The 23406-nt window shown below is 56.3% G+C and carries 22 protein-coding genes and 1 tRNA gene; 9 read left to right on the forward strand and 14 right to left on the reverse strand.

The window, feature by feature from the left end; translation table 11 throughout:
• Positions 1 to 158: 158 nt before the first annotated feature.
• The 3 genes from WX88_RS19870 to WX88_RS19880 all read right to left on the reverse strand — a co-directional run bounded on the left by WX88_RS19870 (position 159) and on the right by WX88_RS19880 (position 2697).
• A complete protein-coding gene (locus WX88_RS19870; protein WP_197076865.1) occupies positions 159 to 857 on the reverse strand; it encodes a porin family protein in 699 nt (232 codons plus the stop codon).
• Positions 858 to 895: 38 nt separating this feature from the next.
• On the reverse strand, positions 896 to 1570 hold the full coding sequence (locus tag WX88_RS19875; protein ID WP_046246165.1) for a porin family protein: 675 nt from the start codon (positions 1568 to 1570) through the stop codon (positions 896 to 898).
• 377 nt (positions 1571 to 1947) lie between these two features.
• Positions 1948 to 2697 carry a porin family protein gene (locus WX88_RS19880; protein ID WP_046246166.1) on the reverse strand — a complete coding sequence of 250 codons (750 nt, stop codon included), beginning with the start codon at positions 2695 to 2697 and terminating at the stop codon, positions 1948 to 1950.
• 380 nt (positions 2698 to 3077) lie between these two features.
• Between WX88_RS19880 and WX88_RS19885 the strand changes: the two genes are divergently transcribed.
• Positions 3078 to 4163 carry an acyloxyacyl hydrolase gene (locus WX88_RS19885; RefSeq protein WP_197076866.1) on the forward strand — a complete coding sequence of 362 codons (1086 nt, stop codon included), beginning with the start codon at positions 3078 to 3080 and terminating at the stop codon, positions 4161 to 4163.
• A 108-nt stretch (positions 4164 to 4271) separates the two neighbouring features.
• Here WX88_RS19885 and WX88_RS19890 read toward each other — a convergent pair whose 3' ends face one another.
• The 8 genes from WX88_RS19890 to WX88_RS19925 form a co-directional block, all read right to left on the reverse strand.
• Positions 4272 to 5345: a quinone-dependent dihydroorotate dehydrogenase gene (locus WX88_RS19890; protein WP_046246168.1), complete on the reverse strand. Its 1074-nt coding sequence runs from the start codon at positions 5343 to 5345 to the stop codon at positions 4272 to 4274.
• Between the two features lie 6 nt (positions 5346 to 5351).
• Positions 5352 to 6887 (reverse strand): YifB family Mg chelatase-like AAA ATPase, encoded by a 1536-nt coding sequence (locus tag WX88_RS19895; RefSeq protein WP_046246169.1) that lies wholly within the window; start codon positions 6885 to 6887, stop codon positions 5352 to 5354.
• Between the two features lie 105 nt (positions 6888 to 6992).
• The gene (gene lpcA / locus WX88_RS19900; protein ID WP_231590752.1) at positions 6993 to 7583 is read right to left on the reverse strand and encodes a D-sedoheptulose 7-phosphate isomerase; all 591 of its coding nucleotides are present in this window, start codon (positions 7581 to 7583) and stop codon (positions 6993 to 6995) included.
• A gap of 75 nt (positions 7584 to 7658) precedes the next feature.
• Complete coding sequence (locus tag WX88_RS19905; RefSeq protein WP_046246170.1) at positions 7659 to 8150, reverse strand: hypothetical protein; 492 nt, start codon at positions 8148 to 8150, stop codon at positions 7659 to 7661.
• Positions 8151 to 8235: 85 nt separating this feature from the next.
• Positions 8236 to 8499 carry a hypothetical protein gene (locus WX88_RS19910; protein WP_156176292.1) on the reverse strand — a complete coding sequence of 88 codons (264 nt, stop codon included), beginning with the start codon at positions 8497 to 8499 and terminating at the stop codon, positions 8236 to 8238.
• Between the two features lie 40 nt (positions 8500 to 8539).
• Complete coding sequence (locus tag WX88_RS19915) at positions 8540 to 10384, reverse strand: ABC transporter ATP-binding protein (protein WP_046246172.1); 1845 nt, start codon at positions 10382 to 10384, stop codon at positions 8540 to 8542.
• 21 nt (positions 10385 to 10405) lie between these two features.
• On the reverse strand, positions 10406 to 10753 hold the full coding sequence (locus tag WX88_RS19920) for a hypothetical protein (RefSeq protein WP_046246173.1): 348 nt from the start codon (positions 10751 to 10753) through the stop codon (positions 10406 to 10408).
• 255 nt (positions 10754 to 11008) lie between these two features.
• Complete coding sequence (locus WX88_RS19925) at positions 11009 to 12892, reverse strand: capsule assembly Wzi family protein (protein WP_156176293.1); 1884 nt, start codon at positions 12890 to 12892, stop codon at positions 11009 to 11011.
• A gap of 269 nt (positions 12893 to 13161) precedes the next feature.
• Here WX88_RS19925 and upp point away from each other — a divergent pair, with 269 nt between their 5' ends.
• The 3 genes from upp (at position 13162) to WX88_RS19940 (ending at position 15143) form a co-directional block, all read left to right on the forward strand.
• Positions 13162 to 13872, forward strand: a complete 711-nt coding sequence (upp, locus tag WX88_RS19930; RefSeq protein WP_082116170.1) for a uracil phosphoribosyltransferase — start codon at positions 13162 to 13164, stop codon at positions 13870 to 13872.
• Between the two features lie 176 nt (positions 13873 to 14048).
• Positions 14049 to 14498, forward strand: coding sequence for a hypothetical protein (locus WX88_RS19935; RefSeq protein WP_046246174.1), 450 nt, complete (start codon positions 14049 to 14051; stop codon positions 14496 to 14498).
• A 69-nt stretch (positions 14499 to 14567) separates the two neighbouring features.
• Entirely contained in the window at positions 14568 to 15143 is a 576-nt protein-coding gene (locus tag WX88_RS19940; RefSeq protein WP_046246175.1) for a hypothetical protein, read from the forward strand.
• Between the two features lie 61 nt (positions 15144 to 15204).
• On the opposite strand, the gene WX88_RS19945 is transcribed toward WX88_RS19940, so the two are convergent.
• A complete protein-coding gene (locus tag WX88_RS19945; protein WP_046246176.1) occupies positions 15205 to 16614 on the reverse strand; it encodes a DEAD/DEAH box helicase in 1410 nt (469 codons plus the stop codon).
• A 249-nt stretch (positions 16615 to 16863) separates the two neighbouring features.
• On the opposite strand from WX88_RS19945, the gene WX88_RS19950 reads away from it, so the two are divergent.
• The 3 genes from WX88_RS19950 (at position 16864) to WX88_RS19960 (ending at position 18418) form a co-directional block, all read left to right on the forward strand.
• Positions 16864 to 16937, forward strand: a tRNA-His gene (locus WX88_RS19950).
• 151 nt (positions 16938 to 17088) lie between these two features.
• Positions 17089 to 18033 carry a PfkB family carbohydrate kinase gene (locus tag WX88_RS19955; RefSeq protein ID WP_046246177.1) on the forward strand — a complete coding sequence of 315 codons (945 nt, stop codon included), beginning with the start codon at positions 17089 to 17091 and terminating at the stop codon, positions 18031 to 18033.
• A gap of 94 nt (positions 18034 to 18127) precedes the next feature.
• Entirely contained in the window at positions 18128 to 18418 is a 291-nt protein-coding gene (locus WX88_RS19960; protein ID WP_046246178.1) for a hypothetical protein, read from the forward strand.
• Positions 18419 to 18674: 256 nt separating this feature from the next.
• Here the strand turns inward: WX88_RS19960 and WX88_RS19965 are convergent, their stop codons facing one another.
• Complete coding sequence (locus tag WX88_RS19965) at positions 18675 to 19397, reverse strand: LytR/AlgR family response regulator transcription factor (RefSeq protein ID WP_052732885.1); 723 nt, start codon at positions 19395 to 19397, stop codon at positions 18675 to 18677.
• 8 nt (positions 19398 to 19405) lie between these two features.
• Positions 19406 to 20422, reverse strand: a complete 1017-nt coding sequence (locus WX88_RS28030; protein ID WP_052732886.1) for a sensor histidine kinase — start codon at positions 20420 to 20422, stop codon at positions 19406 to 19408.
• 225 nt (positions 20423 to 20647) lie between these two features.
• Between WX88_RS28030 and WX88_RS19975 the strand changes: the two genes are divergently transcribed.
• The gene (locus WX88_RS19975) at positions 20648 to 22852 is read left to right on the forward strand and encodes a carbohydrate binding family 9 domain-containing protein (protein ID WP_046246199.1); all 2205 of its coding nucleotides are present in this window, start codon (positions 20648 to 20650) and stop codon (positions 22850 to 22852) included.
• 85 nt (positions 22853 to 22937) lie between these two features.
• Positions 22938 to 23396, forward strand: coding sequence for a nuclear transport factor 2 family protein (locus WX88_RS19980; RefSeq protein WP_046246179.1), 459 nt, complete (start codon positions 22938 to 22940; stop codon positions 23394 to 23396).
• The last annotated feature ends 10 nt before the right edge of the window (positions 23397 to 23406 follow it).

Below are 23406 nucleotides of genomic sequence, written 5' to 3' on the forward strand. Positions count from 1 at the left end.
TGAAATAAAATTTCCCGCAAAGCTACCGTGCCTACTCGAGTGACGGACACAATAGAGTCCTGAAGTTGTGGAGCGCTTAGCAAGCGTTGAGGGTTTTCACACAGCAAAAAGCCCGGCTTTGTGAACAAAGCCGGGCTTTTATGTACAGTTTAGGAAGCTTATTTACCGCCGAAGAGGTAGCCTACTTGAAATTGGAACACTGAGTTGCGGGTTTTAGAGTCTCCCGATGGGTCGCTCAGGTCAGTGATGCCGCCATTATAGCGTACGCCAAACTCCAGACCCTGCTCAAGTTGGTAGCCCACACCAGCAATATACCCAAGGTCAAGCTTGCGCGAACCGTCAGTACTGGTGCTGATAGTGGTACCATTCAATTCGCTTTTCCGTGCGACTAAGTAACCAGCTTGAGGACCTGCCTCAAAGAATAGCCCATCAGCTTTCACGCGTAATAGCAGTGGCAGATCAATATAAGTGGAGCGATTTTGACCCTTAATGCTGCCAGATTCGGCTTTAAGGCCTTTTTGTGAATATAGTAGTTCGGGATGAAACGAAATAAGGTCGCTAAAGCTGAAGTCAGCCATTACACCGGCATTAGCACCGATCAAGTTCTTGAAGTCATCTGTGCCATCGCCTGACACATTGGCCAGATTAACGCCCGCCTTGATACCAAAACGGGCTTCTTGCGCATTGGATACACCAGTTGCGCCAACAAATAAGCCTAGAAATAGAGTAAATTTTTTCATCATTTGAAAAGAGATTGAGGAGGTTAAATGTGCTACAAAGCTAACGGTGAACTTTAAAAGAAGTTGCTTCACATCGATGAATGGCTGAGTAATACAAGCAAAAAGGCCCAGCTTCACAAGCTGGGCCTTTTGGTGCTTTTTAGATAATGAGGAATTTACTTGCCTCCGAAGGCGTAGCCTACCTGGAACTGGAATACCGAGTTGCGTACGTTGGGGTTGTTACCACTGAGCGGGTTACTACCGGCCTTCACAGGATAAGTGCGGGAAGCCCCATCTTTATACACCTGCGAAATGTCGCCGGTGTAGCGAATGCCCAAACTCAAGCCACTGGTAATTTGGTAGCCAATGCCCGCCACGTAACCGACCACAACCTTGTTGAGGTCATCGGTGCTGGTATTTTTGGTGCTTCTCGTGTCGTCATCACCGGTCTGGGTGAAGTCGCGGTTGTGCAGGACGAAGCTACCTTGGGGCCCTAGCTCAAAGAAAGGCCCTTTGCCATCATCGCCAGCAGTTAGGCGCAGCATGATGGGTACATCGAGGTAGCCCAGCGTGCTTTTGAAAGTACTGCCATTGGCGCCTTGAAAGTTATCGACGGAAGCTCCCTTTTGGGAGTAGAGCAGTTCGGGTTGGATAGAAATCAGGTCCGAGATGCCAAAATTTAGAAAGCCCCCCGCGGCGAAGCCGGCCTTATACTCCGAGCCATCGGAGTCGGTGCCGGAAAAAGTAGCACCATTGAAGCCGCCTTTCAGGCCGTATTTAACACCGGTTTGAGCACTGGCCGCACTGGCCAAGCCAAGGAGCATAGCCAGAGATAGAATTGTTTTTTTCATGGTTGGAAAGGATAAGATAAATTCTGAAGGAATTCCGTGTAGTTATTACCACAGATAGTCCTTATACTGATGGGCGTAGTGTCAGGGTTGCGAAAAATAGCGAAGTATTTCTCCCGTATTATTTGTTCATAATCCCTTAATCAGGTACTGTAGCAGCCTTTTTATGAGTGGTTTAGTATGTACCCGTGCACAGTGATTCAATTTCTAAACCGTTAGCCTATGGACTACTGTGAAGCGATACTCTTGTGTGCTTATCGCCTGATTGCCGTCTTTCATAATTAGTGGAAATGATAGAGCAAAGGCTGTGCTTTATTCACCCATAAAAAAACGCTGGCCGCTCAGAAGCAGCCAGCGTTTCAACTCGGAAATGATGTGGTCTATTGACCAATTGGTAGCAGATAACCCACCTGCAGGGTGAAGGCGTTGTTAAAGGCCTTTGGCTCGTTATCATTGTTAACGCCCTTCGTATCAATGAGGGAATTGAATCCACGAGCGTAGCGTAAGCCTAGGCTCAAGCCGCTCTCAGTCATGAAGCCGACGCCCGCTACCCCGGAAATATCGAACTGGGCTAGGTCAGACTTATTGGACGAACCGCGGGATATACCCGTGTAGTCGACAAAGCCACCGCTGGTTTCCACCTTATCCTTATCACCATTAGTAAATTTGGTAGTGGTCTGCTGCTTGTTTTTGGAGCCGAATAAGTAGCTCACCTGCGGGCCAAGTTCAAAAAACAGCCCGCCAGCATTGATTCTAGCCAGAATGGGCACATCAAGGTAATGGAGCACGCGTTGTTGCTCAAACTCAACCTTCGAGACGCCAGCGGCAAGGTTGTTGGTTTGAGTAGACTCAATCTCGTAGCCTTTGCGGTTGTAAAGCAGCTCGGGGGCAATGGAAAAGAATCCGTCGCTGCTCAGGGGCACGCTAAAGCTGATGCCCGCGTTGTAGCCCAGCTTGTAGGACCCCAGGTCGGTATTGTAGTTGGGTCCGGTGATTTGCGAGACGTTGTCACCGGAAATATTAGAGTAGGTGGCACCCGCTTTTACGCCAATGCGGAATCCGCCAGTGCTTTGTGCTTTGGCAGCCGAAATGCTCAGAGTAGCTAGTGCTAGTGCTATAACCTTTTTCATGAGAGGGGAAATGCTTAAAATAAATGGAAAAGAGTCGGTGTAAGAATGGTCACCATCGAGGTGGTAGCAGAGAGAATCCGATTAGCTTTGTTCAAAGCAGGCACTCGTCAATAAGCAGCGGAGCAGTAGCCGTTTTAGCATTGATGATGAGCGAAAAATCTAATGGATTCACAATGGTGGGTGGGAAGGATGCTGTAGTTGGAAACCTGCGTTATAGCGGCTTTTTGAGGAGTGGGGTTACCGAAAAACGAAAAATAAATCTCAGATAAAGCACGGTAATGGCAACTGCTGAGTCGTAAATTTGATGCTATTCTTGAGCTTTGATTATGGGGCAATCTGTGCTACCGCGGCTGTTTATAAGTGGCTTACCTTTTTTGCTGTTGACGCTGGCTCCCGGCACCGCACGGGCGCAGACGGATTCCCTGAAAATTTCCTCAGCGGCCCTGCGGGCGCCCTTGGTGGTGGGGGCCTATATTCAGGGTAGCATCATTATGGCGCACACGGAAGCCATCCGGCACCTGGCTGTTTCCCATCCCACTGGCTTCGAACTGAACTTCCAGCGGCAGACTACCGGCGCAGCGCCCTGGCACGGTTGGTACAAATACCCCAAAGTGGGGGTGGCATTTACCTATTACGACTTCCACAACCCCACTCTGGGGCACTTGGTGGCGGTTAGTCCCTACCTCAGCAAGTCATTTTCGCGGGGGCCGAAGCACGATTTTAGCTTTCGCCTGGGGGCGGGCTTGGCCTACCTCACCAATCCCTATGACCTGGAAACCAACCATAAAAACACCATCGCTAGCTCGGCCATCAATGCCACGCTGCAGATGCGGTTCGACTACGACTACGCCATCACGCCGCACCTGGGCCTGCTGGTTGGCCTCGGCCTAAACCACTACTCCAACGGAGCTACTACTAAGCCCAACTTTGGCATAAATCTGCCCTCCGTGGTGCTGGGCCTCAACTACCACGAGCAGCGACCGGCCCCGCAAATCAACGCCAACGCCCCCGCACCGGCCGAAGTGGGCCAGAATTTCTTCAACGTGAGCACGAGCATCGGCTACAAGCAGCGCAGTCAGAGCGACGTTGAGAAGTATCTTGTCAATTCACTCACGTTTGCCGTGGGTCGCCGCGTCAGCCACAAATCCAACCTGCTGGCGGGCATAGAGGGCTTTTATGACCGCAGCCTGAAAGCGCAACTGAAAGACACCACTCGCGCGGGTATAAAGCAGCCCGACGTGAAAAAAGTAGGAGTATTTGTGGGCCACGAGCTGCTGTTTGGCCGACTAGCTTTCGTCTCGCACCTAGGCTTTTACGTGTACGAACCCTACAAGTCGAGCACGTTTTACTACGAGCGGCTGGGCCTGAAATATCATTTCACCAGCCTGCTTTTCGGGGCCGTGGATTTAAAAGTTCATCGCGGATCTGCCGACGTAATTGAGTTTAAGGTAGGAGCAAAGCTCTAAGGCTGGCAAAACGCCGCCTCTGTTTGCGGCGCTGGGTCACCCTGTGCTTCTGCTGTTTAGGCTTCTTTTGATTCAGCTTTCTATGGTCTACTGCCCTCGGCCTATCGGTCAGTATGTAGTAGCACCGCTAGGTGCGGGGGCAGCGGGTGGCGTAGGTACCAAGTGCTGGTTTATCCGCCTCACCAACGCTGGGCCTTCGTAAATAAAGCCGGTGTAGAGCTGCACCAGCGTCGCCCCAGCGGCCAGCTTTTCCAGCGCATCGGCGGCCGAGTGAATGCCGCCCGCGCCAATGATGGGTAGGGTGCCACCACTGCGTTGGTACAGGTAGCGGATAACTTCGGTGGCCCGCGCCCGCAGCGGCCGCCCACTCAGGCCGCCCGCGCCGAGGGAGGCTATGTAGCCCGATTCGGTACTCAGGTTAGCGCGGCTAATCGTGGTATTGGTGGCTACCAAGCCGCTCAGCTGGGTTTCGCGCGCTATTTCAATAATGTCATCGAGCTGCGAATCGGTCAGGTCGGGGGCGATTTTCAGGAGCAGCGGCCGGGGCGTGGAACGGCTGAGGTTGCGCTGTTGCACCTTTTGCAGCAGGTCAATAAGCGGCTTCTTTTCCTGAAGCTGGCGCAGGTTGGGCGTGTTGGGCGACGAAACATTGACCACAAAATAGTCCACTACGTCGGCTAGCGCCTCGAAGCAGGCCACGTAGTCATCGGCGGCTTGCTCATTGGGCGTATCCTTGTTCTTGCCGATGTTGCCGCCGATAATAAGCTGCCGGTTGCGTCGCCGCACCAGCCGCGCCGCCACAGTCGCCGCCCCGTCGTTGTTGAATCCCATGCGGTTGACCAGTGCCTCATCTTGCGGCAGCCGGAACAAACGGGGCTGCGGATTGCCGGACTGCGGCCGGGGGGTTACCGTTCCAATTTCTACGAAGCCGAAGCCCAGTGTCGCCAGCTCATCGGTGAGGGCCGCATTTTTATCGAAGCCCGCCGCTAGGCCTACGGGATTAGGGAATTTTAATCCAAAAACTTCCCGCTCTAAGCTGGGATGCTGATAATTGTACAGCCCGCGCAGCAGGGCTTTGGTGCCGGGTAGGCGTGCAGCGCGGCGCAGGTTATCGAATACGAGATGGTGGGCGCGCTCGGCGTCGAGGTTAAAGAGAAGAGGTTTAACAAGGGATTTGTACATAACAAGTTATCCGGCCCAGCCCTCACGGTCAAGACTGCGGTATTGAATAGCTTCGGCCAGATGCTGAATCTGGATGTCGTCGGTGCCAGCCAGGTCGGCGATGGTGCGGGCCACCTTCAAAATCCGGTCGTAGGCGCGGGCCGAGAGGCCGAGGCGCTCCATGGCCGTTTTCAGCAGCATGCGGCCGGCTTGGCTGATTTGGCAAAGGTCTTTTACCATTTGCGGCGGCATCATGGCGTTGGAGTGAATGTCGCTGTAGTCCTTAAACCGCGTTTCCTGAATCTGGCGGGCCTTGTCCACGCGCGGTTGAATGTCCGCGCTGGTTTCAGCCTTGCGGGTTTCCGTCATCTGGTCGAACGTCACGGGCGTAACTTCGACGTGCAAATCAATGCGGTCGAGCAGCGGGCCGGATACCTTGTTCAGGTATTTTTGCACTACGCCGGGGCCACACACGCATTCCTTCTCCGGGTGGTTGTAATAGCCACAAGGGCAGGGATTCATACTGGCAATCAGCATGAAATTAGCCGGAAACTCAATGCTGATTTTGGCCCTCGAAATCGTAACGCGGCGCTCTTCCAGCGGCTGGCGCATTACTTCCAGCACCGTACGTTTAAATTCGGGCAGCTCATCCAGAAACAGCACGCCATTGTGCGCCAGGGAAATCTCACCGGGCTGCGGATTAGTGCCCCCACCTACGAGCGCCACGTCCGAAATAGTGTGGTGAGGTGCCTGAAAGGGTCTGGTACTGAGCAATCCACCCCTGCCTAGCTTGCCCGCCACGGAGTGAATTTTGGTGGTTTCCAACGCCTCCTGCATGCTCAGTGGGGGCAAGATACTAGGCAAGCGCTTGGCGAGCATGGTTTTGCCCGCGCCAGGCGGCCCAATCATGATGACATTGTGACCGCCGGCTGCGGCTATTTCCAAAGCGCGCTTGATGTTCTCCTGGCCTTGTACATCAGCAAAATCGGCGGTGTATTTGTTTACCGAGTGCTGGAATAAGTCGCGGGTATCAACCACCGTCGGCTTGATTTCCAGCCGGCCTTCGAAGAAGTCGATGGCCTCTTGCATGCTGCCCACGGGAATCACGTCGAGGTTGTTGACGATGGCGGCTTCCTCTGCGTTTTGCCTGGGTAGGATGATGCCTTTGAAGCCTTCCTTACGGGCCTGAATGGCAATGGGCAGCACGCCTTTTATTGGCCGCAGCTCCCCATCCAGCGACATTTCACCCATGATGATATACTCTGGCAGCCGCTCGGTAATGAGCTGCTGAGAGGCATGCAAAATGCCTAGCGCGATGGGTAAATCGTAGGCCGCGCCTTCCTTGCGGATATCCGCCGGGGCCATGTTGACCACGGTTTTGGTGCGGGGCATGCGGTAGCCCCGAAACTTCAGCGCCGCCTCAATGCGCTGCTGGCTCTCCTTGATAGCATTGTCGGGCAGGCCCACCACGTTAAAACCCGTTCCGGCCGAAACCACCACTTCGATGATGATAGTGTAGGCATTGACGCCCTGCACGGCCGAGCCGAAGGTTTTGGTGAGCATAGTAGTAACTCCAACGTTTAGTTGAAGGGTCATTGAATCGAGTTGAGAATAAGCTGAGCAATTTAATTCATTCGCGCCGAATTGCTTTCTAACGCAGGATTGGAGCTACAGCGCCAGCTTCTCAATCAGCATAATTACAATATGAATCACCTTGATGTGGATTTCCTGGATCCGGTCGGCATAGCCCGAGTGTGGAGCCCTGATTTCAACATCACTCAGGCCTGTCAGCTGCCCGCCATCCTTCCCCGTGAGCGAAACCACCAGCATGCCAGCGGCTTTGGCAGCCTCAGCGGCGCGGAGTACGTTGGGCGAATTGCCGCTGGTACTGATGGCCAGCAGCACATCGCCGGGCCGGCCCAGGGCTTCGACAAAGCGGCTGAACACGAACTCGAAGCCGTAGTCGTTGGCCACGCAGGTCATGTGTGAGGCTTCGGTGAGGGCGATGGCGGCCAGGGCGCGGCGGTCTTGCCGGTAGCGGCCACTAAGCTCCTCGGCAAAATGCTGGGCGTCGCAGAGGCTGCCGCCGTTGCCACAGGTAAGGATTTTGCCGCCGTTGCGCAGGCTTTGGGCCATTAGCTCGGCGGCTTCGGCAATGCGGGCCAGGTTGGCGGGCTCGGCCAAAAATCGGTCGAGCACGGTGCGGGCCTCGGTCAGTTCGGCACGAATGAGGTCGGGGAGCAGAGCAGAATCAGGCACTAAATAAGTTGTCAGTATTACGTTGTTAGTAGTCAGACCGATGAATTAATTGCTTGCCGGGCTCCCCAACAGAGGCTACAGCGATGGCCGCTGGGCTGGCGGCGTATTCGACAGGCTGGGGTCGCTCTGGGGGAAGATGGGCTGGGGCAGATGGTCGGCCGTGCGGTGCTCGGTGGTACTCACGGTGCCAGCGGCCCGGCCTTCGGAGGGCGGGGTCTGGATAATGCGGCCGTCGATGGTTCGGCTGCCAGGCACGGCTACTGGCGTGCCGGCCCGCTGCTGCTGGTCGTAAAGCTTGGCTTTCAGCTCATTGATTTTGCCTTCTTGCTGGCTGACGGCACGGCGCAGTATCACGCTGTCGAGATTTTCGGTGATGAGGTGCAAGGCCAACAGTCCGGCGCCTATTACGAACATGGTATAATAAAACTGCCGTTCCTGCTCCAGCGCCGATAGGCCGGTGCCCATGCCCATAACGGAGGTGCGCACGGCCGGGACAAGAATGAACAGCAATGCCAGCAACAGGTAAACCATTACTGCGACGGTAACAATGCGTTTGAGGGCGAGCATGGCAAACGGGGATAAAGTGAAAAAAGCAGCTATTAGAAACGGGACTGCCGGGAAAGAGGGTGCAAAATAGCGCTTATTAAATTAGCTAATTTGTCCGGCCTGCTGTGTCGGCCGTGGCCATCGTGGCGCCTGCCGAGTCCGCAAGCACCACCACTGCCCCGTTGGCCCGCTGGGCCTCCTGGTTGGCCTGAATGGCTTTGATAAGGGCTTGTCGCCGGGCATCGGCACTTTCCATCATGGCCTGAGAAGTGGGCTTCTGCTGACTGCGGTAATATTTGTAGCCAATGCGTAGCCCGAGCATCAACAAGAAGAACGCTGCGAATAGGAGGGAGGCCTTTCTGCTGAGCATAAGATTCAGGGAGTGGGAAGAAAGAGCTTAAGACATTTGATTACACTAGCGCGGCGTTGGTTTGCATCGAACTGAGGCGCTGGTACACGCCGCCCTGGCGCTGCACCAGCGCCTCGTGCGTGCCGCGCTCCACGATACGGCCGTGCTGCAATACTACTATTTCATCGGCGTGCTGCACCGTGCTCAAACGGTGAGCAATGACGAGCGAAGTGCGATTTTGCATCAGGCGCTGCAAGGCTTCCTGCACCAGCTTCTCGCTCTCGGTATCGAGAGCCGAAGTAGCTTCGTCGAGAATGAGAATGGGCGGGTTGCGCAAAATGGCCCGTGCGATGCTCAGCCGCTGCCGCTGCCCGCCCGAAAGGCGCCCGCCCCGGTCCCCAATCACCGTCTGGTAACCGTCGGGGCTAGCCAGGATGAAGTCGTGGGCGTTGGCAATTTTGGCCGCTTCGATGACTTCAGCCTCGCTGGCTTCGGTGTTGAAGCGGATGTTATTGAAAATGGTGTCGTTGAACAGAATGCTTTCCTGCGTCACGATGCCCATTTGGTCGCGCACTGAGTGTAAGGTGCAGGCGCGCAGATCGTGGCCATCAATGAGAATCTGGCCGCCGCTAGGGTCGTAAAAGCGGGGCAGTAGGTCGGCCAGGGTGCTTTTGCCGCCGCCGCTACTCCCGACCAGCGCCACCGTCTGGCCTTTTTTGATGGTTAAGTTAATGTCGTAGAGCACGGGCGTCTCGCCGTAGCTGAAGGTCAGGTCGTGGAACTCGATTTCGCGCTCGAAGGGTGGCAGCACCTGAGCATCCGGCCGGTTGCGAATGGCGGGTTCGGTGTCGATAATGGTCAGAACCCGCTCGCCGGCCACCAGCCCGCGCTGGATGTTGCCAAACGATGACGACAGCGCTTTGGCCGGCGTGAGTACCTGCGAAAACAGAATCACATAGCCAATGAATGTCTCGCCGGTCAGGTCCGACTGCCCGCCCAAAATGAGTGTACCCCCGAAATACAGTAGGCCTGCCACCACCGAAACCCCGGCAAATTCGGAGAATGGCGAAGCCAGGTCACGGGTATTATCAATGGTGCGCGAGGTACGGGCATACTGGTCGTTCTGTTCTTCAAACTTGCCCTTGATGTATTCCTGCGCGTTAAATGCCTTAATCACGCGGATGCCGCCCAGCGTTTCATCAATTACCGAAAGCATGGTGCCCAGCGTCTTCTGGCTTTGCTTGGCCTGGGTGCGCAGGCGCTTGGCTACACCCGCAATAATGCCACCCGAAATCGGCAGCAGAATGAGAGTGAAAAGCGTGAGAGGCGCCGAAATATGAAACAGCACCACGAAGTAGGCCACAATGGTGAGCGGCTCCTTGATAACCGCCGTCATGGTATTGACGACCGAAGTTTCTACTTCCTGCACGTCGGCGGTGAAGCGCGACATTAAATCACCCTTCCGCTCGCCCGAGAAAAAACCCAACGGCAAGCCCACGATGCGGTGGTACAAATCGCGCCGCAGGTTGCGGATGACGCGCGCCCGCACCTTGGCCAGCAGCCGCAGGCTCAGGTAACGGAACACGTTGCTCAACAGTACCGACACCACTACTACTACGCACACAAAAGCCAGCGCGCCCAGCTTGCCCCGGCCCGCCAGCACATCTGCGAAAAAGTAATTGAACGTGTCCGTAACCCACTGAATGGTGGGCGTGAACGACGGCAACTGACTCGGGGCGTCCAGCTTCACGGTGTTGGTTTTGTCGAACAATACCTTCAGCAGCGGAATAATGAGCGTGAAGTTGGCAATGCTGAAAACGATGGTCAGCACGGTGTAGAGCAGGTATTGCGGCAGAAACAACGCCCACGGCCGGGCGTATTGCAGGATTCTTAAATAAACTTTCATGGGCGAAGGGAACAAGCTGAACTAAGAACGCCGGAACTCGGCGATTACTTCAATCAGCCCGTCGATGTGCTGGTTAAATTCGGCCAACTGCTCGGCAGGGACCCAAAGCTCATTGTGCAAGGCGTCGCCCACATTCTGCACCGCAAATTGCCCCAAGTAAGCGGTATCAACCGCAAAGCGCACTACATAACCTGCTCCGTAATAGGGCACATTCCAGTCGCGGCTGATTTGGGCAGCATATTCTTCGTTCAGCACCGGATAAAAAAAGGGCTGCTCGGGCAAGCGCGGCGGAAAGCTGCGCCAGTTGGTGGCCGCAACCAGGTCCAACTCCTGCTGGTTGACGGGGCGGTATAGAAGGGTGGTGGGCATGAATCAAAGCACGAAGCTACCAGGAAAAGAAGAGGTTGGCCTAAACAGCCTTTCTCAGCGCTAGCTAAAGCCTATTCAGTGTTGGCTAAGGCTTTTCTAAAGATAGCTAAGGCTTATTCAGCCTTGGCTAAGGCCTGTTTGGTGTTAGCTAAGACTTATCTGGCGCTAGCCAAGCCATATCTAGCGTTAGCCAAGGCTTATTCAGTGTTGACTAAGAGGTTTTACAGGATAGGAAAGACTTGTTCAGCATCAGGCTTAAAACTCATGCAGGCGTTGAGCAATATTCCAGCGCAGAGCCAGTGAGGCATATATTTCATTCACATTAGCAGCTGGTGTGAGCGAATAGGTCTGACGTCGGGCAATCAGCTTGGCATCCAAAAACAGGTTGAGGCGTGGCTGGTAAGTGGCCGTGAAATCGGTGTGAAGCAGACGGCTTTTATTGCCCTGACCCGTGCGGTTGCCATATTCACTCACGCGGGTGTTATATGATTTGAGCACGTTGCTACCGTAGTTCTGCAGGTTTACATCCGTGTTGTTCAGGTCGAGGCCCTGGTCCGTATATATAGCTTTGCCCACCAGCATCAGGCGGGGCAGGGGCTGGTAGCTGAGCACGCCGAGCACCTCCGTGAGGTTGGCGCCCATGGGGTGGGCGAGGGGCTGCTGGTAGTGCTGGTAATTGGTGTAACTATCCTCGTGCTGGTAAGTAAAGGGGCGAATGTAGTTGAACTCCATCTGCAAATCGAGGTTGCGCAGGCCTGCCACATCCACGTACTTGGCGCCGAGCTGTGCCGACTGCTTGTTGCCCCACCAGCCATTGCGTCCTCGTACCTCGCTGATCTTAAGCTCGTCCAGCACCACTTGCCCGTAGATTTGGGCCGTGTGTTTCAGGTTCCACTTGAAATCCAAGCCCAAAATGGCGTTATCGGCCGAGCCTACCTGTTGCTCAATAGCCCGGTAGAAAATAACCGGGTTTAGGTATTGCAGCTCGAAGCTCCGGCGGGTGCTGCCCGCCACCCGCTGTCCAAGACTATCAACTTCGTAGCGGCCCCCCAGTACCGTGCTCTCAAACAAGCCGATGTTGAAATTGGGCGTCACATCGAAGCTAAGATGGTGCATCGCCAGGTACTTCTTAGGGTACACCTGGTCTTCATTCCTCCGCGCCGCCGTAAGCTCGGCAAACAGGTTTTGGTAGTTGAACTTCCAGACCCGGGTGTTAATCTTCAGAAAGAAGTACGGGCTGCTGTAATCCGAAAGAATAAGCGAGCGGTAGCCGTTGCCGATAAAATTACGGTCGTGCGCCAGTTGAACATTGATGTGCTTGGTGGCTGCGTACGTAATGCCCCCGCGGGCCGTGAAGAAGTCGTATTGGCTGCCTCCCACAGTTTTAAAGTACTTCCAGTAGCCTTCATGCGGTACAATTTGGTCGCGCTGAATACGCTCCTGCACGTATTGCGGCACGGCCTGCTGGTTGTCGGCCAAGAAGGTATAGAAACCCAGCCGTTGGTCAATGTTGCCTTCAAGCTGTACCCCGCGGGTATTCACATAGCGCAGGCCGCTGATTTCGTTGTCCTTGCCAGCCTGTAACAGCAGCACAGGATTTACACGCAGTGTGAAATCCTTCGTTTCGACGTGGTAGAGGTCGGTTTGGTTGCGGTAGAAATACGTTAAAACCGGCTGGGGGCTCTTGTTGAGCGCCGCGCCACGGGCGCTGTTGGTCCAGTTGTCCTTCAGCAGATACTGAGCATTAAACCGGTCGGCGCGCGATAGGCCTCCGGTATACGCTGCGGTGCTATCCGGCGAAAGTATCCGTTCGCCCAGGCGGGCCACGGCTGCCCTGGTGTAGGGGCGCACGCTGGTGTGTGGGTCGTTCTGTACGTCGGGCCCAAACTTGATGGCGTATCGGTCAATTAATCGATAAATATCTTGGTCGAGTGGCACGTAGTTAGCGCCTTGTGTGGTCTCTACGGCCCGGACGGGCGCGTGAGGCAGCGTATCCAATGGCTGGTCAAAAATCAGCCACGGCGATTTTTCCGCCTTTGCGGGCGCGGCCGGCTGTGCGGGCGCTTCCGGCGCTGTCTGAGCCGCCAGCGAACCAGCCAGTAGCGTCGTAATAGAGGACAGGAGCAGAACTTTATGCATAAATTCAGATAATTCTCATAAAACTGAAACGGCACGACCGGATAAACGTCAAGCCCGACAATTTCTTAACAAACCTACGCAGCAGGCCGTTGGCGGACATAAGCCACGGTGCTAAAGCACCGGTTCGCAGTGCTATTTGGTGTGTCCTCCTACCTGGGGCAACACAGGGGGGGCCGGACGGCGTTTCTTGGCTGCTCCCGGTTTTTATGCCAACTTCGGGGCATTGGCCGCGTTTATTTCCTGGTTCCACTCCTCAATCTCCTTGCCGCATGGCCAATTCCCCCTCCTCCGCTTCGGCCGCTGCTGCGCCTACCCCCGCTAACAGCGATGTCCTGGCCAACATTCACGTGATATGCGCCGAGCCCAGCATCGCCAACCATTTCCTGGCTGAGCTGCGCGACAAAGACGTGCAAAAAGACAGCCTCCGCTTCCGTCGCAACCTGCAGCGCTTAGGCGAAATCATTGCCTACCGCATCAGCACTCACCTTAGCTATACCGATAAAGCCATCCAGACGCCCTTGGCCGAAACGACCGGTAAGCTGCTGCACGACTTTCCCATTCTGGCCACTGTGCTGCGGGCCGGGTTACCATTTCATCAAGGTTTTCTCAACTATTTCGACCAATCACCCAGTGCTTTCGTGGCTGCCTATCGCATTGAGGGTACAGCCCAGGTGCAGGTGCAGGTCGATTACATGTCGGCGCCCAGCCTCGATGAGCGGGTGCTGATTTTGGCTGACCCCATGCTGGCTACCGGCAGAAGCCTCGTGCAGACTTACCGGGCTATGCTGCGTTTCGGCATGCCCCGGCAGGTCCACATTGCCGCTGTTATCGCCTCGCCTGAAGGGCTGGCCTACGTAGCCCGCGAAATTCCTGAGGCCAACCTTTGGGTAGCTGCCATCGACCAGGGCCTGAATGAGCAGGCTTACATCGTGCCCGGCCTGGGCGATGCCGGCGACCTTTCCTACGGCAGCAAGCTGTAGAACTTTTGGCTGCGGCAGGCAAACGCGCCGTTGGCCGATGAATTTACGGCGTTGACCCTACGATGTGCCTGCCTGACGCAGCAAGGGCGGCATCGCACTTGGCACTGTGGTATCTTTGTCGCGCGCTCACCCTGCGTTGTTATCCACTTTTCACCTGCGTTCCTTTCCCCTTCGTCGTGCTTCACCCTGCCGTTAAATGCGCATCCGTATTCTTGCTGAGCACAGTCAAGTTTTTGGGTGGCCCATTGGCCGGGACTTCCATGGGGCTGCACTTCTGGCCTACGCTGGCGCTCACCGTGGCGGGCATGATGACCAGTGTATTCATTTTTTCGGGCGTTGGCCGGGCCTGGATGCAGCACCGCCAAAAGCAGCGTCGTCTGCGGCGCGAACCCATTTTTACGAAACGCTCGCGTAACATCATCAAAGTGTTCCGCAAATTTGGCATGGGCGGCATTGCCTTTCTCACGCCGGTGCTGCTCTCACCCATCGGCGGCACGGTCATCGCCACGCTGCTGGGCGTGCCACGGCAGCGCATCCTGCTACATATGTTTTTGAGCGCGGTGTTCTGGGGGTCGGCCCTCACCTTCGCCAGCATCCACTTCGGGCATATGCTGCACCACCGGTAAGCCCGGCGGTTGCCCAAAACGAAAGCAGGACTGTTAGCGTAAGAAGGCCATTCCTAACCCGTTTGAGCCATGCACAGTGCTTTCAACTTTCGGATTCAGGACCGCGGGGAAATTTCGCGGCAATTCCTAAGTCGGCACATCACCGACTTCAAACACGCTGCGCGGTTCATTCGCGAGCTGCCCTATCGGCGCAACACCGATAAGACTAATCTGGCTGGCGTTTTTGCCGACGGGGCCGCTACCTGCGGCCCCAAACACGCCGTGCTGCGGCAGCTGGCCATCGAGAACGATGTCGCAGACCTGAAATTGAAGCTTGGGGTTTTCAGAATGAACGGCCGGAATACACCCTCAGTAGCCAGCACCCTGGCCCGGCATGGCCTCGCTTTTCTGCCCGAAGCGCACAACTACCTGCGGGTGCACCGCACCGTGCTCGACTGCACCCGGCCCAATTCTTCTGTCGAGGACTTCAAGACCGACCTGCTGCTCGAAATTGAAATTGAGCCCACTCAGATAGGGGAGCCTAAGGTGGCTTTCCACCAAACTTACCTGCGGTACTGGCTCAGCCAAAACCCCAGCCTGAACCTCACGTTCCCCCAACTCTGGCGCATTCGCGAGCAGTGCATCGAGGCCCTGAATCAAGAGTAGAAATTAGTTATTCGTTGTCATTGTTCAGGTAATATTCAGCCTGACAACGAACAACCAACCGCTACCGCCCCCGCCGCTTCAGCGCCTTCACGCCCGGCGCTGAGCCGCCTTTCTTGCCCACATTGGCTTTGGAGCCCTTGGTGCTTTTCTTCTTGCCTTCCACAAACGGCTTGCCCGTCCGCTTATCAATGGTCACGCCGGGCTTGATCCACTCTTTTTTCTCGTGAAAAGCACCTTTGAACGTGGGGTCTATCTTTTTGCGGCGCTCGTCTAGCTCGCGGCCCATCTGCTGCTGCTCCTCGAAGGGAGTTTCTTCCACCTGCACTTCTTCCGGCAGCGGCAGCACCTCAATGGTTTGGTTGATGAGCGCCTCAATCTCGCCAATGTGCACCATTTCGGCCTCGTTGGCGAAGGTGATGGCCGCGCCGGTGTGTTGCGCCCGGCCCGTGCGCCCAATGCGGTGCACGTAGTCGTCGTGCACGATGGGCACGTCGAAATTAATAACGTGGCTCACCTGCGGGACGTCGATGCCGCGCGCGGCCACGTCGGTAGCTACCAGATAGCGTACTTCGCCGCCCCGAAAGGCCTCCATGCTATTCATACGGGCATTCTGGCCCTTATTGCCATGAATCACGCGCACCTCGCCGGCCGGCGCCTTGCGCTCCAGGAAGTGGGCCACTTGGTCGGCATGCTCCTTGGTGCGAGTGAAGAGCAGCACCCGCGTCATGGTTTCCTGGTCGCGGTAGAGCAGGAAGTGCAGCAGGTTGATTTTTGTGAGCAAGTTGGGGGCTTGATACAGCGTTTGAGTGACCGTAGAGGCGGTTTTGGCCGGTGGACTCACTTCTACCCGCACCGGAAACTCCAGAAACTCCTCGCTCAGGAGCGTCACACGTTCGGGCATGGTCGCGGAGAACAGCACGTTCTGCCGCTTGCGCGGAATTATTTCCAAAATGCGCCGAATCTGAGGCATGAATCCCATATCCATCATCTTATCAGCCTCGTCCAGCACCAGAGTTTTCAGGTCCTTTAGCACTAGGTCGCCTTTTAGGTATATTTCCATCAGCCGGCCCGGCGTGGCCACTAGCACGTCTATACCCTGGGCAATAGTTTCAATCTGCGTTTTCGGTCCCAAGCCGCCGTAGATGGCGAAAATTCGCAAATCAGTATTCACGGCCAAGGCCTTCAGGTGCGTCTCAATCTGCATGGCCAGCTCCCGGGTTGGCGCCAGAATAAGGGCCCTGGGGTTGATGCCCTGGGCATATTTCACCTTCATTAGTAGAGGCAGGCCGAAAGCGGCAGTTTTGCCGGTGCCGGTTTGGGCAATGCCGAGCACATCGTGCCCCGCCAGCAAGAGCGGGATGGTTTGCTGCTGCACCGGAGTGGGCTCCGTAAATCCGGCGGCGGCTACCGCCGAAAGCAGCTGTTTGTTGAGTTTAAAATCGTTGAACGACGAGGTGCTATTGGGTTCCATTTTGCAAAGGTCGGCTTTTTGGGGCGCACCGTTTGAAAACGTAGTCAGCACAGCGTCATGCTGAGCGTAGCCGAAGCATCTCGCGTGCCGCCACTAATCCAATCTTTCTATGATTTTGATTACTACCCCACGCGAGATGCTTCGGCTACGCTCAGCATGACGCTCTGTTATATTGATTGGCAGCCGCCCCGAACTTTTTTTGTCCATTCCCGCTTCCTTTTCTATCTTTGCACCACTAAAACAAACACGGTAGATATAGCTCAGCTGGTTAGAGCGTCGGATTGTGATTCCGAAGGTCGTGGGTTCGAGCCCCATTATTTACCCACAAATCAAGTCCCCGGAAGTTTCCGGGGACTTTTTTTTTAATTGCCGAACGTTGTAACGTGGATTACGGTGCGGCAATAGGCCTGAATTAAACAGCCAGTCACCAAGTAATCACCGGTTTTAATCGATAACACTTTAATCAACAGTTACATGAGTCTACTCGTCATCGGCAGCGTTGCATTCGACGCCATCGAAACGCCTTACGGCAAAACGGACAAAATCATTGGTGGTGCTGCCACGTTTATCAGCCTCTCGGCCTCCTATTCGGTGAAGCCCGTGAAATTGGTAGCCGTGGTAGGCGAGGATTTTCCGCAGTCCGACATCCTGCTGCTCGAAGAGCACGGCGTCGACACCGAAGGCCTGCAAGTGAAGCCGGGCGAGAAGTCATTTTTCTGGTCGGGCAAGTATTCGCAAGACCTCAATTCGCGCGAGACCATCACCACAGAGCTCAACGTACTAGGCGACTTTGACCCCATCATTCCCGATAGCTACCAGGATTGCAAGTATCTGATGCTGGGTAATTTGGCCCCGCAGGTGCAGCGCCTCGTCATCCAGCGCCTTATCAACCGGCCCAAGCTGATTGTGATGGACACCATGAACTTCTGGATGGATATTGCCCTGGAAGAACTTATTGCCACCATCGAAATGGTGGACGTGCTCAGCATCAACGACGAAGAGGCGCGTCAGCTCAGTGGCGAATACTCGCTCGTGAAAGCGGCCAAGAAAATTCAGGCCATGGGCCCGAAGTATCTCATTATCAAGAAAGGTGAGCACGGCGCCCTGCTCTTCCACAAAAACAAGGTGTTTTACGCTCCCGCGCTGCCGCTGGAAGAAGTATTCGACCCGACCGGCGCGGGCGACACATTTGCCGGCGGCTTCATCGGCCACCTCGCCGCTACCGATGATATTAGCTTCGAAAACATGAAGCGCGCCGTTATTCACGGCTCGGCCATGGCTTCGTTCTGCGTCGAGAAGTTCGGCACCGAGCGTCTGCTCAACCTTACAGCTGAAGAAGTGGAGGCTCGCGAAGCTCAGTTTGCTGAACTGGTGAAGGTGGTGCCCGCCGCAGCCATCGCCAACGTACCTGCCGTTTAAGCTCGCTGCAAGGCGGGGTAGGAGCTAAGAAAGACAACTCTTTCTTGGCTACATGGGTAAAAGGAAACATTATTCCACTTATGCCTTCCACGCCATGCCTACTAAGAAGAATCCCCTCCAGCCCGAAGAAAAGCCTTCGGTAGTGCCCTTCGAAAACGAGCATCACAAAAAGACGGCAACGCCTAAAGTGAAATCGGCAACCAATCAGAACGTGAATCAGAGCTACATTACCCAGCAGGGTAATGACACCAAGAACAACACTCCCGGTGGCAACTTCAACGAAGTGCGCCATACTCAGGCCAATAAGCCCCGTAGCAACCCGCAAGGCAACAGCCCCATGTCGGTTGATAAGAGCCAGAAAGGCCCGGGCAGCCGCGCCAACTAAGGTGTTGCTTGAAATTAAAAAAGCCCCGCTGAAATGTTTCAGCGGGGCTTTTTTTAATAGCCGCGTATTCGGCTCAACGGCGGGCATCTCACTCTCGGCCCCACTTCGCTTGATGCGCGAAGCCTGCGGAGCAGAGGAACCAGAAACGCCTTCTGCAAAATCGTCAGGCTCCCCTCTCTTTTGGCTTCGCGCATCAAGCGAACTGGGGCCGGGGGTGAGGTGGGCGAAACCGCGCATTAAGCACTCACTACACAGGTTAAATAAACCGGTCTTTGATGGCTGTCAGGAAAGCTTCCCGGTATTTGGAGCTGATGGGAATGCGGGTCGGCGGTAGCAAAATATGGTTTTCTTCGATGCTGCGAATGTGGTCCAGATTGATGATGTAGGAGAGGTGCACCCGCCGGAAAATGGGTGGTAATAGGGCTTCCATTTCCTGCATGCGCTTGTAGACGATGATTTTGTCCGTGGCCGTTACCAGCATAACGTAGGATTTCAGCCCTTCCACGTAGCGAATGGCATCGTAGCGCACCCGCACGATTTGCTTGCCCGACTTGATGAAGAAGTGGTCGAGGGCCGGGCCACCGGGTTCGAGCGCACCGGAAAGAGCCAGAGGCGTGGCAGTAGTCTTTAGCACGTCGGCCGCCTTGCTCACCGCTTGCAAAAACCGGCCGAGGGTGATGGGCTTGAGCAGGTAATCGACGGCCGCGGTTTCGTAGCTCTGCACGGCAAATTCGGAGTAGGCCGTTGTGAAGATGATTTTTTGGTCGCCCGCGACGGTGCGGGCTAGTTCCATGCCGCTCATGCCAGGCAGGTTGATATCCAGAAAAATCAATTCCACCCGGCGTTGCTGAATCCAAGTCAGGGCCTCGCCGGCATCGTAGCAGGTGTGGGCCAGGTGGAGGTAGGGCACCTGCGCTACGTAGGCCGTGAGCAACTTAACGGCATTGGGCTCGTCATCAACAATAAGGCAGTTAATCATGGGCTGGGCTACACGGGAATTTTCAGGCGAGCCACAAACTGGTCGTGTTCGGGCTGGGCGCTAAGCTCGAACTGGGGGCCATAGAGCAGCCGGAGCCGCTCGCGCAGGTTGCGCAGGCCAAATCCGCCGGGGCTTGTGGCCGGCGCGACGGGAAGGGCGTTGGTAGTTTCGAAGGTCAGCCAGCCGTCGGCGTGGGTGAGGCGCAGGTCGGCGGCGTTGGCAGCCTGGCGCTTGTCGAAGCTGTGCTTGAAGAGGTTTTCTACCAGCGGAATCAGCAGCATAGGTGGCACGAGCACGTCGGGGGCAGCGTCAAAATACAGGTTCACGCACAACTCATGGCGGAAGCGGATTTTTTCCAGCGCGATGTAGTTCTGCAGAAAGTCTACTTCGGCGCTGAGGGGCACGTGCTCCTGTCGGCTCAAGTCCACGAAGTAGCGCATCAGGGCGGCTAGCTTTTCCACAAGGTCGGCGGTGCGCGGGGCTTCGAGGTAGGCCTCGTAGTAGATATTGTTGAGTGTATTGAATAGGAAATGCGGTTGTACCTGGGCTTTGAGCAGGTTCATCTCGGCCTGCAATTGCTTGTTTTCCAGTTCCTCTTTTTGCTGTTGCAGAATTACACTGCGCAGCGCAGCCCGGGCCAGCAGCCCAAACCCAAGTGCGAAGATGGTGGTCACCGCCACGTAGCCCAGGTGCCCCTTATCACCGCTGAGGAAGCCAGGGTGGGCCATGGGGTAGAAGGGCCGCACCACGTACACCTCCACGTAAAAGCGCGCCGCCCCAATCAATATCAGATAGGCCGTTACTACCAACCCAAATATCCCCCCCGGCAGGTGCCGGTACAGCCGCGGATGCAGGCCATAGATGTAGCCGTAAATAGTAGCCGCATAGCTCGCAAATGCCGCCGCTGTGAAGGCGCAGATGTAGCCCAGGTTATGAATCCGCTGCGCCATGTACGCCACTACCAGGCCATAGCCCAGCAGCCAAGCTCCGACTTGCAGCAATAGAAAACGGGCGCGAGATGGCATAAGCAGGCTAATGGCGGGAGGAGTGAAGCGCCGCTAGCAGCACAAAGCTGAGGTTTCCGCTGCCAATCTCCCACGGTCTTCAACGCCTTGGGCTATTTCTTCAACGCTTGTGCTCCGAGGGCATTAGGCAACGGTTTAAAAATAGGCGGCAGGGGTTGAATGGTGCTGGTGGCCCCGCGGTGGGTCTGTCCTTTTGCGGCAGCTCTGCTCAAGAAAAGCCCCGCCATGAAACCATTCGTATTGTTCCTACTCCTGTTGCTTCCGACGGCCTCAGCTTGGGCGCAAGCCCTGTACGCCCCGCCCGCCAACAAGCCGCGCGTGGCCGCCGCCTTCACCGCCACGCCCCCCGTCATCGACGGCAAGCTGGATGAGGCGGCCTGGGCCTCGGCAACGTCGGCCGGGCGCTTCACCCAGCAAGACCCCGACCAAGGCGCGCCCGTGCATTTTGCTACCGATGTGCGCCTGCTCTATGATGCCCGGGGGCTGTATCTGGCAGCTATCTGCCACGATACCATTAAACGCCACCAGCTGCGCGCCCCCGACCTGCGCCGCGACTTCACGCTGTTCGACCACGACTTCTTACTCATTTGCCTCGATGGGTTTCGGGACGAGCGTAATGCCATGACGTTTGCCATCAACCCCTACGGCGCGCAGCGAGATGTACTGATCTTCGACGCAACCCTGGCCGACGTGGAGTGGGATGGCCTCTGGCAAGTGCGCACCCAGCGTACTGATTCTGGTTGGGTAGCCGAGTGCGCTATTCCCTGGGAAACCCTGCGCTACGCCCCCAAACCCGCTACGGGCGACTACGCCTGGGGCTTGAATATCACCCGGCTGCGCCGGGCTTCCAACGAAAAGTCTACTTGGGCGCCGGTGCCCCGGGCCCTCAGCCCGGTTCGGATGGATTATGCTGGCCTGCTCACTGGCCTCAACCCGCCCGCGCCCGGCCTCAACCTGCGCGTGCAGCCCTTTGCGCTGGCTGCCGCTGAAAAAGGCGCCGACGGCTCACGCCGCTCCAGCGTGAAGGTGGGTGGGGAAGTCAAGTGGGCTCTCACCCCTGAAACGGTGCTCGACCTGACGGTGAATACCGACTTCGCCCAAGCCGATGCTGACCGCAAAATCAATAACCTGTCCCGGTTTTCGGTCCTCTTCCCCGAGCGCCGCCAGTTCTTTCTGGAAAACGCCAGCCTGTTTTCGCCGGGTCTGACGCCCCGTGCCAGTAGCCTGCGCATTATGCCTTTTTTCAGCCGGGCCATTGGCCTCAATGCCGATGGCCAACCCCTGCCCTTTGATGGCGGTGCCCGACTGGTGCACCGCTCGGCCACTCGCAATTTCGGTGCGCTGCTGGTGCGCCAACGGGCCACTGATGCCGAGCCGGCCAATATGTACTACGTGGGCCGCTATTCCCAAAACGTTGGGGCCCAGCATAAGATAGGAGGGCTGCTCACAGTGCGCCAGCAGGGCCCGGGCGCCGATGAAGTCACGCCGGGCTACACCAGCTTCACCGGTGCCGCCGATGGCTTCTTTCGGCTCGGCACTAAAGTGTCGTTGAGCACAATGGCCTCGGCTACTGGGGCATCCCGATCCGGCCTTCGGGGTGTGGCCGCTTATTCCGACCTGCGCTACGATGCCAACCACCTTTCCATGTGGTGGGCGGAAGCCGTGGTTACTCGCCAGTACTCGCCGGAATCGGGCTTTGTGGGCCGGCGCGATGTGGTTGCCACCTTACCCGGCTTCTACCTCATTTTGCGCGGCAAGTCCTGGCTGCCCGGCTGGCTGCGCAGCTACGAGCCGGGCATTCACAACGAATATTACCATCAGGCCTCCACCGGCCGCTTGCTGGAAAGCAGCAACCGCTTCTTCCTTTTCGATGGCATCACCCAGCGTGGTGGGTCGCTCCGCTACTACCTTAATCGGGTCTATCAGCAGCTCGATGAGCCGTTTCGGCCGCTGGGTCTCGTCATCGCGCCGGGGCGCTACACCTACTACAGCCACAATGTAGAAGCCTCCAGCGACGCTTCCCGGCGCCTGTCGTATGCGGCTGTGCTTTCCAGCGGCGGCTACTATAACGGGTGGCTGAATTCTGTCTCGCTCACGGTCAAACTGGCACCCAACCCGCACTTTTTCCTACAGCCCAGCTACCTGCTGAATGATTTTCGCGGAGTGGGTACCGAGACCACGACGCGTCGCGTGGCCCTATACGGCCTCGAAAGCCGTCTCGCTCTGAACCCGCGAGTGCAGCTGTCGGGCTTTTACCAGCGCAACAGCATCGACGCCAGCCAGGTCGTGAACCTACGCTTTGCCTGGGAATACCGGCCGTTGTCCTTCCTCTACCTCGTGCTCAATGAGCAAGGCTACCGCAGCACCACGGGTGAACCCGTCACCGAGCGTGGCCTGATTGGAAAAGTATCCTATCTGAAGCAGTTCTAGGCCAACTGGCCCTAAAGGAGCTTTCCCGTGAATTTCTCCACCGCTTGTCATTTCATTCATTTCCATCACTTCATATCCATAGCTCATGCCCATGTTCCTGCAACTTGTCCGCCCATTAGCCGTTGCCGCGCTACTCATTTTCGCCTTTGGCTCCAAGGCCCACGCCCAAGCGGCGGCTCCGAACGATGAAGCCCAGATTCGGGCAGTTGTCAACTCATATTTTGAGGGCTGGGCGCTAGGTGATACCGTTCGGCTTTCGGCGGCCATGCACGCCTCCTGCCACCTGAAATTCGTGCGCAACAATGAGTTTGGCGAGGTAAATAAGCAGACCTATCTCAGCGGCTTCAAGCCCCAGCCCAAGGGAGATGTGCAAGCCCGCATCCTCACCTTGCGCCAAACCGGCCACGCCGCTGGAATAGTGTCTGAAATTACCACAGGCTCATCCCGCTACACCGACTACTTCAACCTGCTCCGAATCAAAGGCCGCTGGTACATCGTCGACAAAGTAGCTTACCGCGAAGAGGTAGTCGCTGCCACCAAATAGCCATTACTTA

Source organism: Hymenobacter terrenus (assembly GCF_000972495.1).
GTDB classification, from domain to species: Bacteria; Bacteroidota; Bacteroidia; order Cytophagales; family Hymenobacteraceae; genus Hymenobacter; species Hymenobacter terrenus.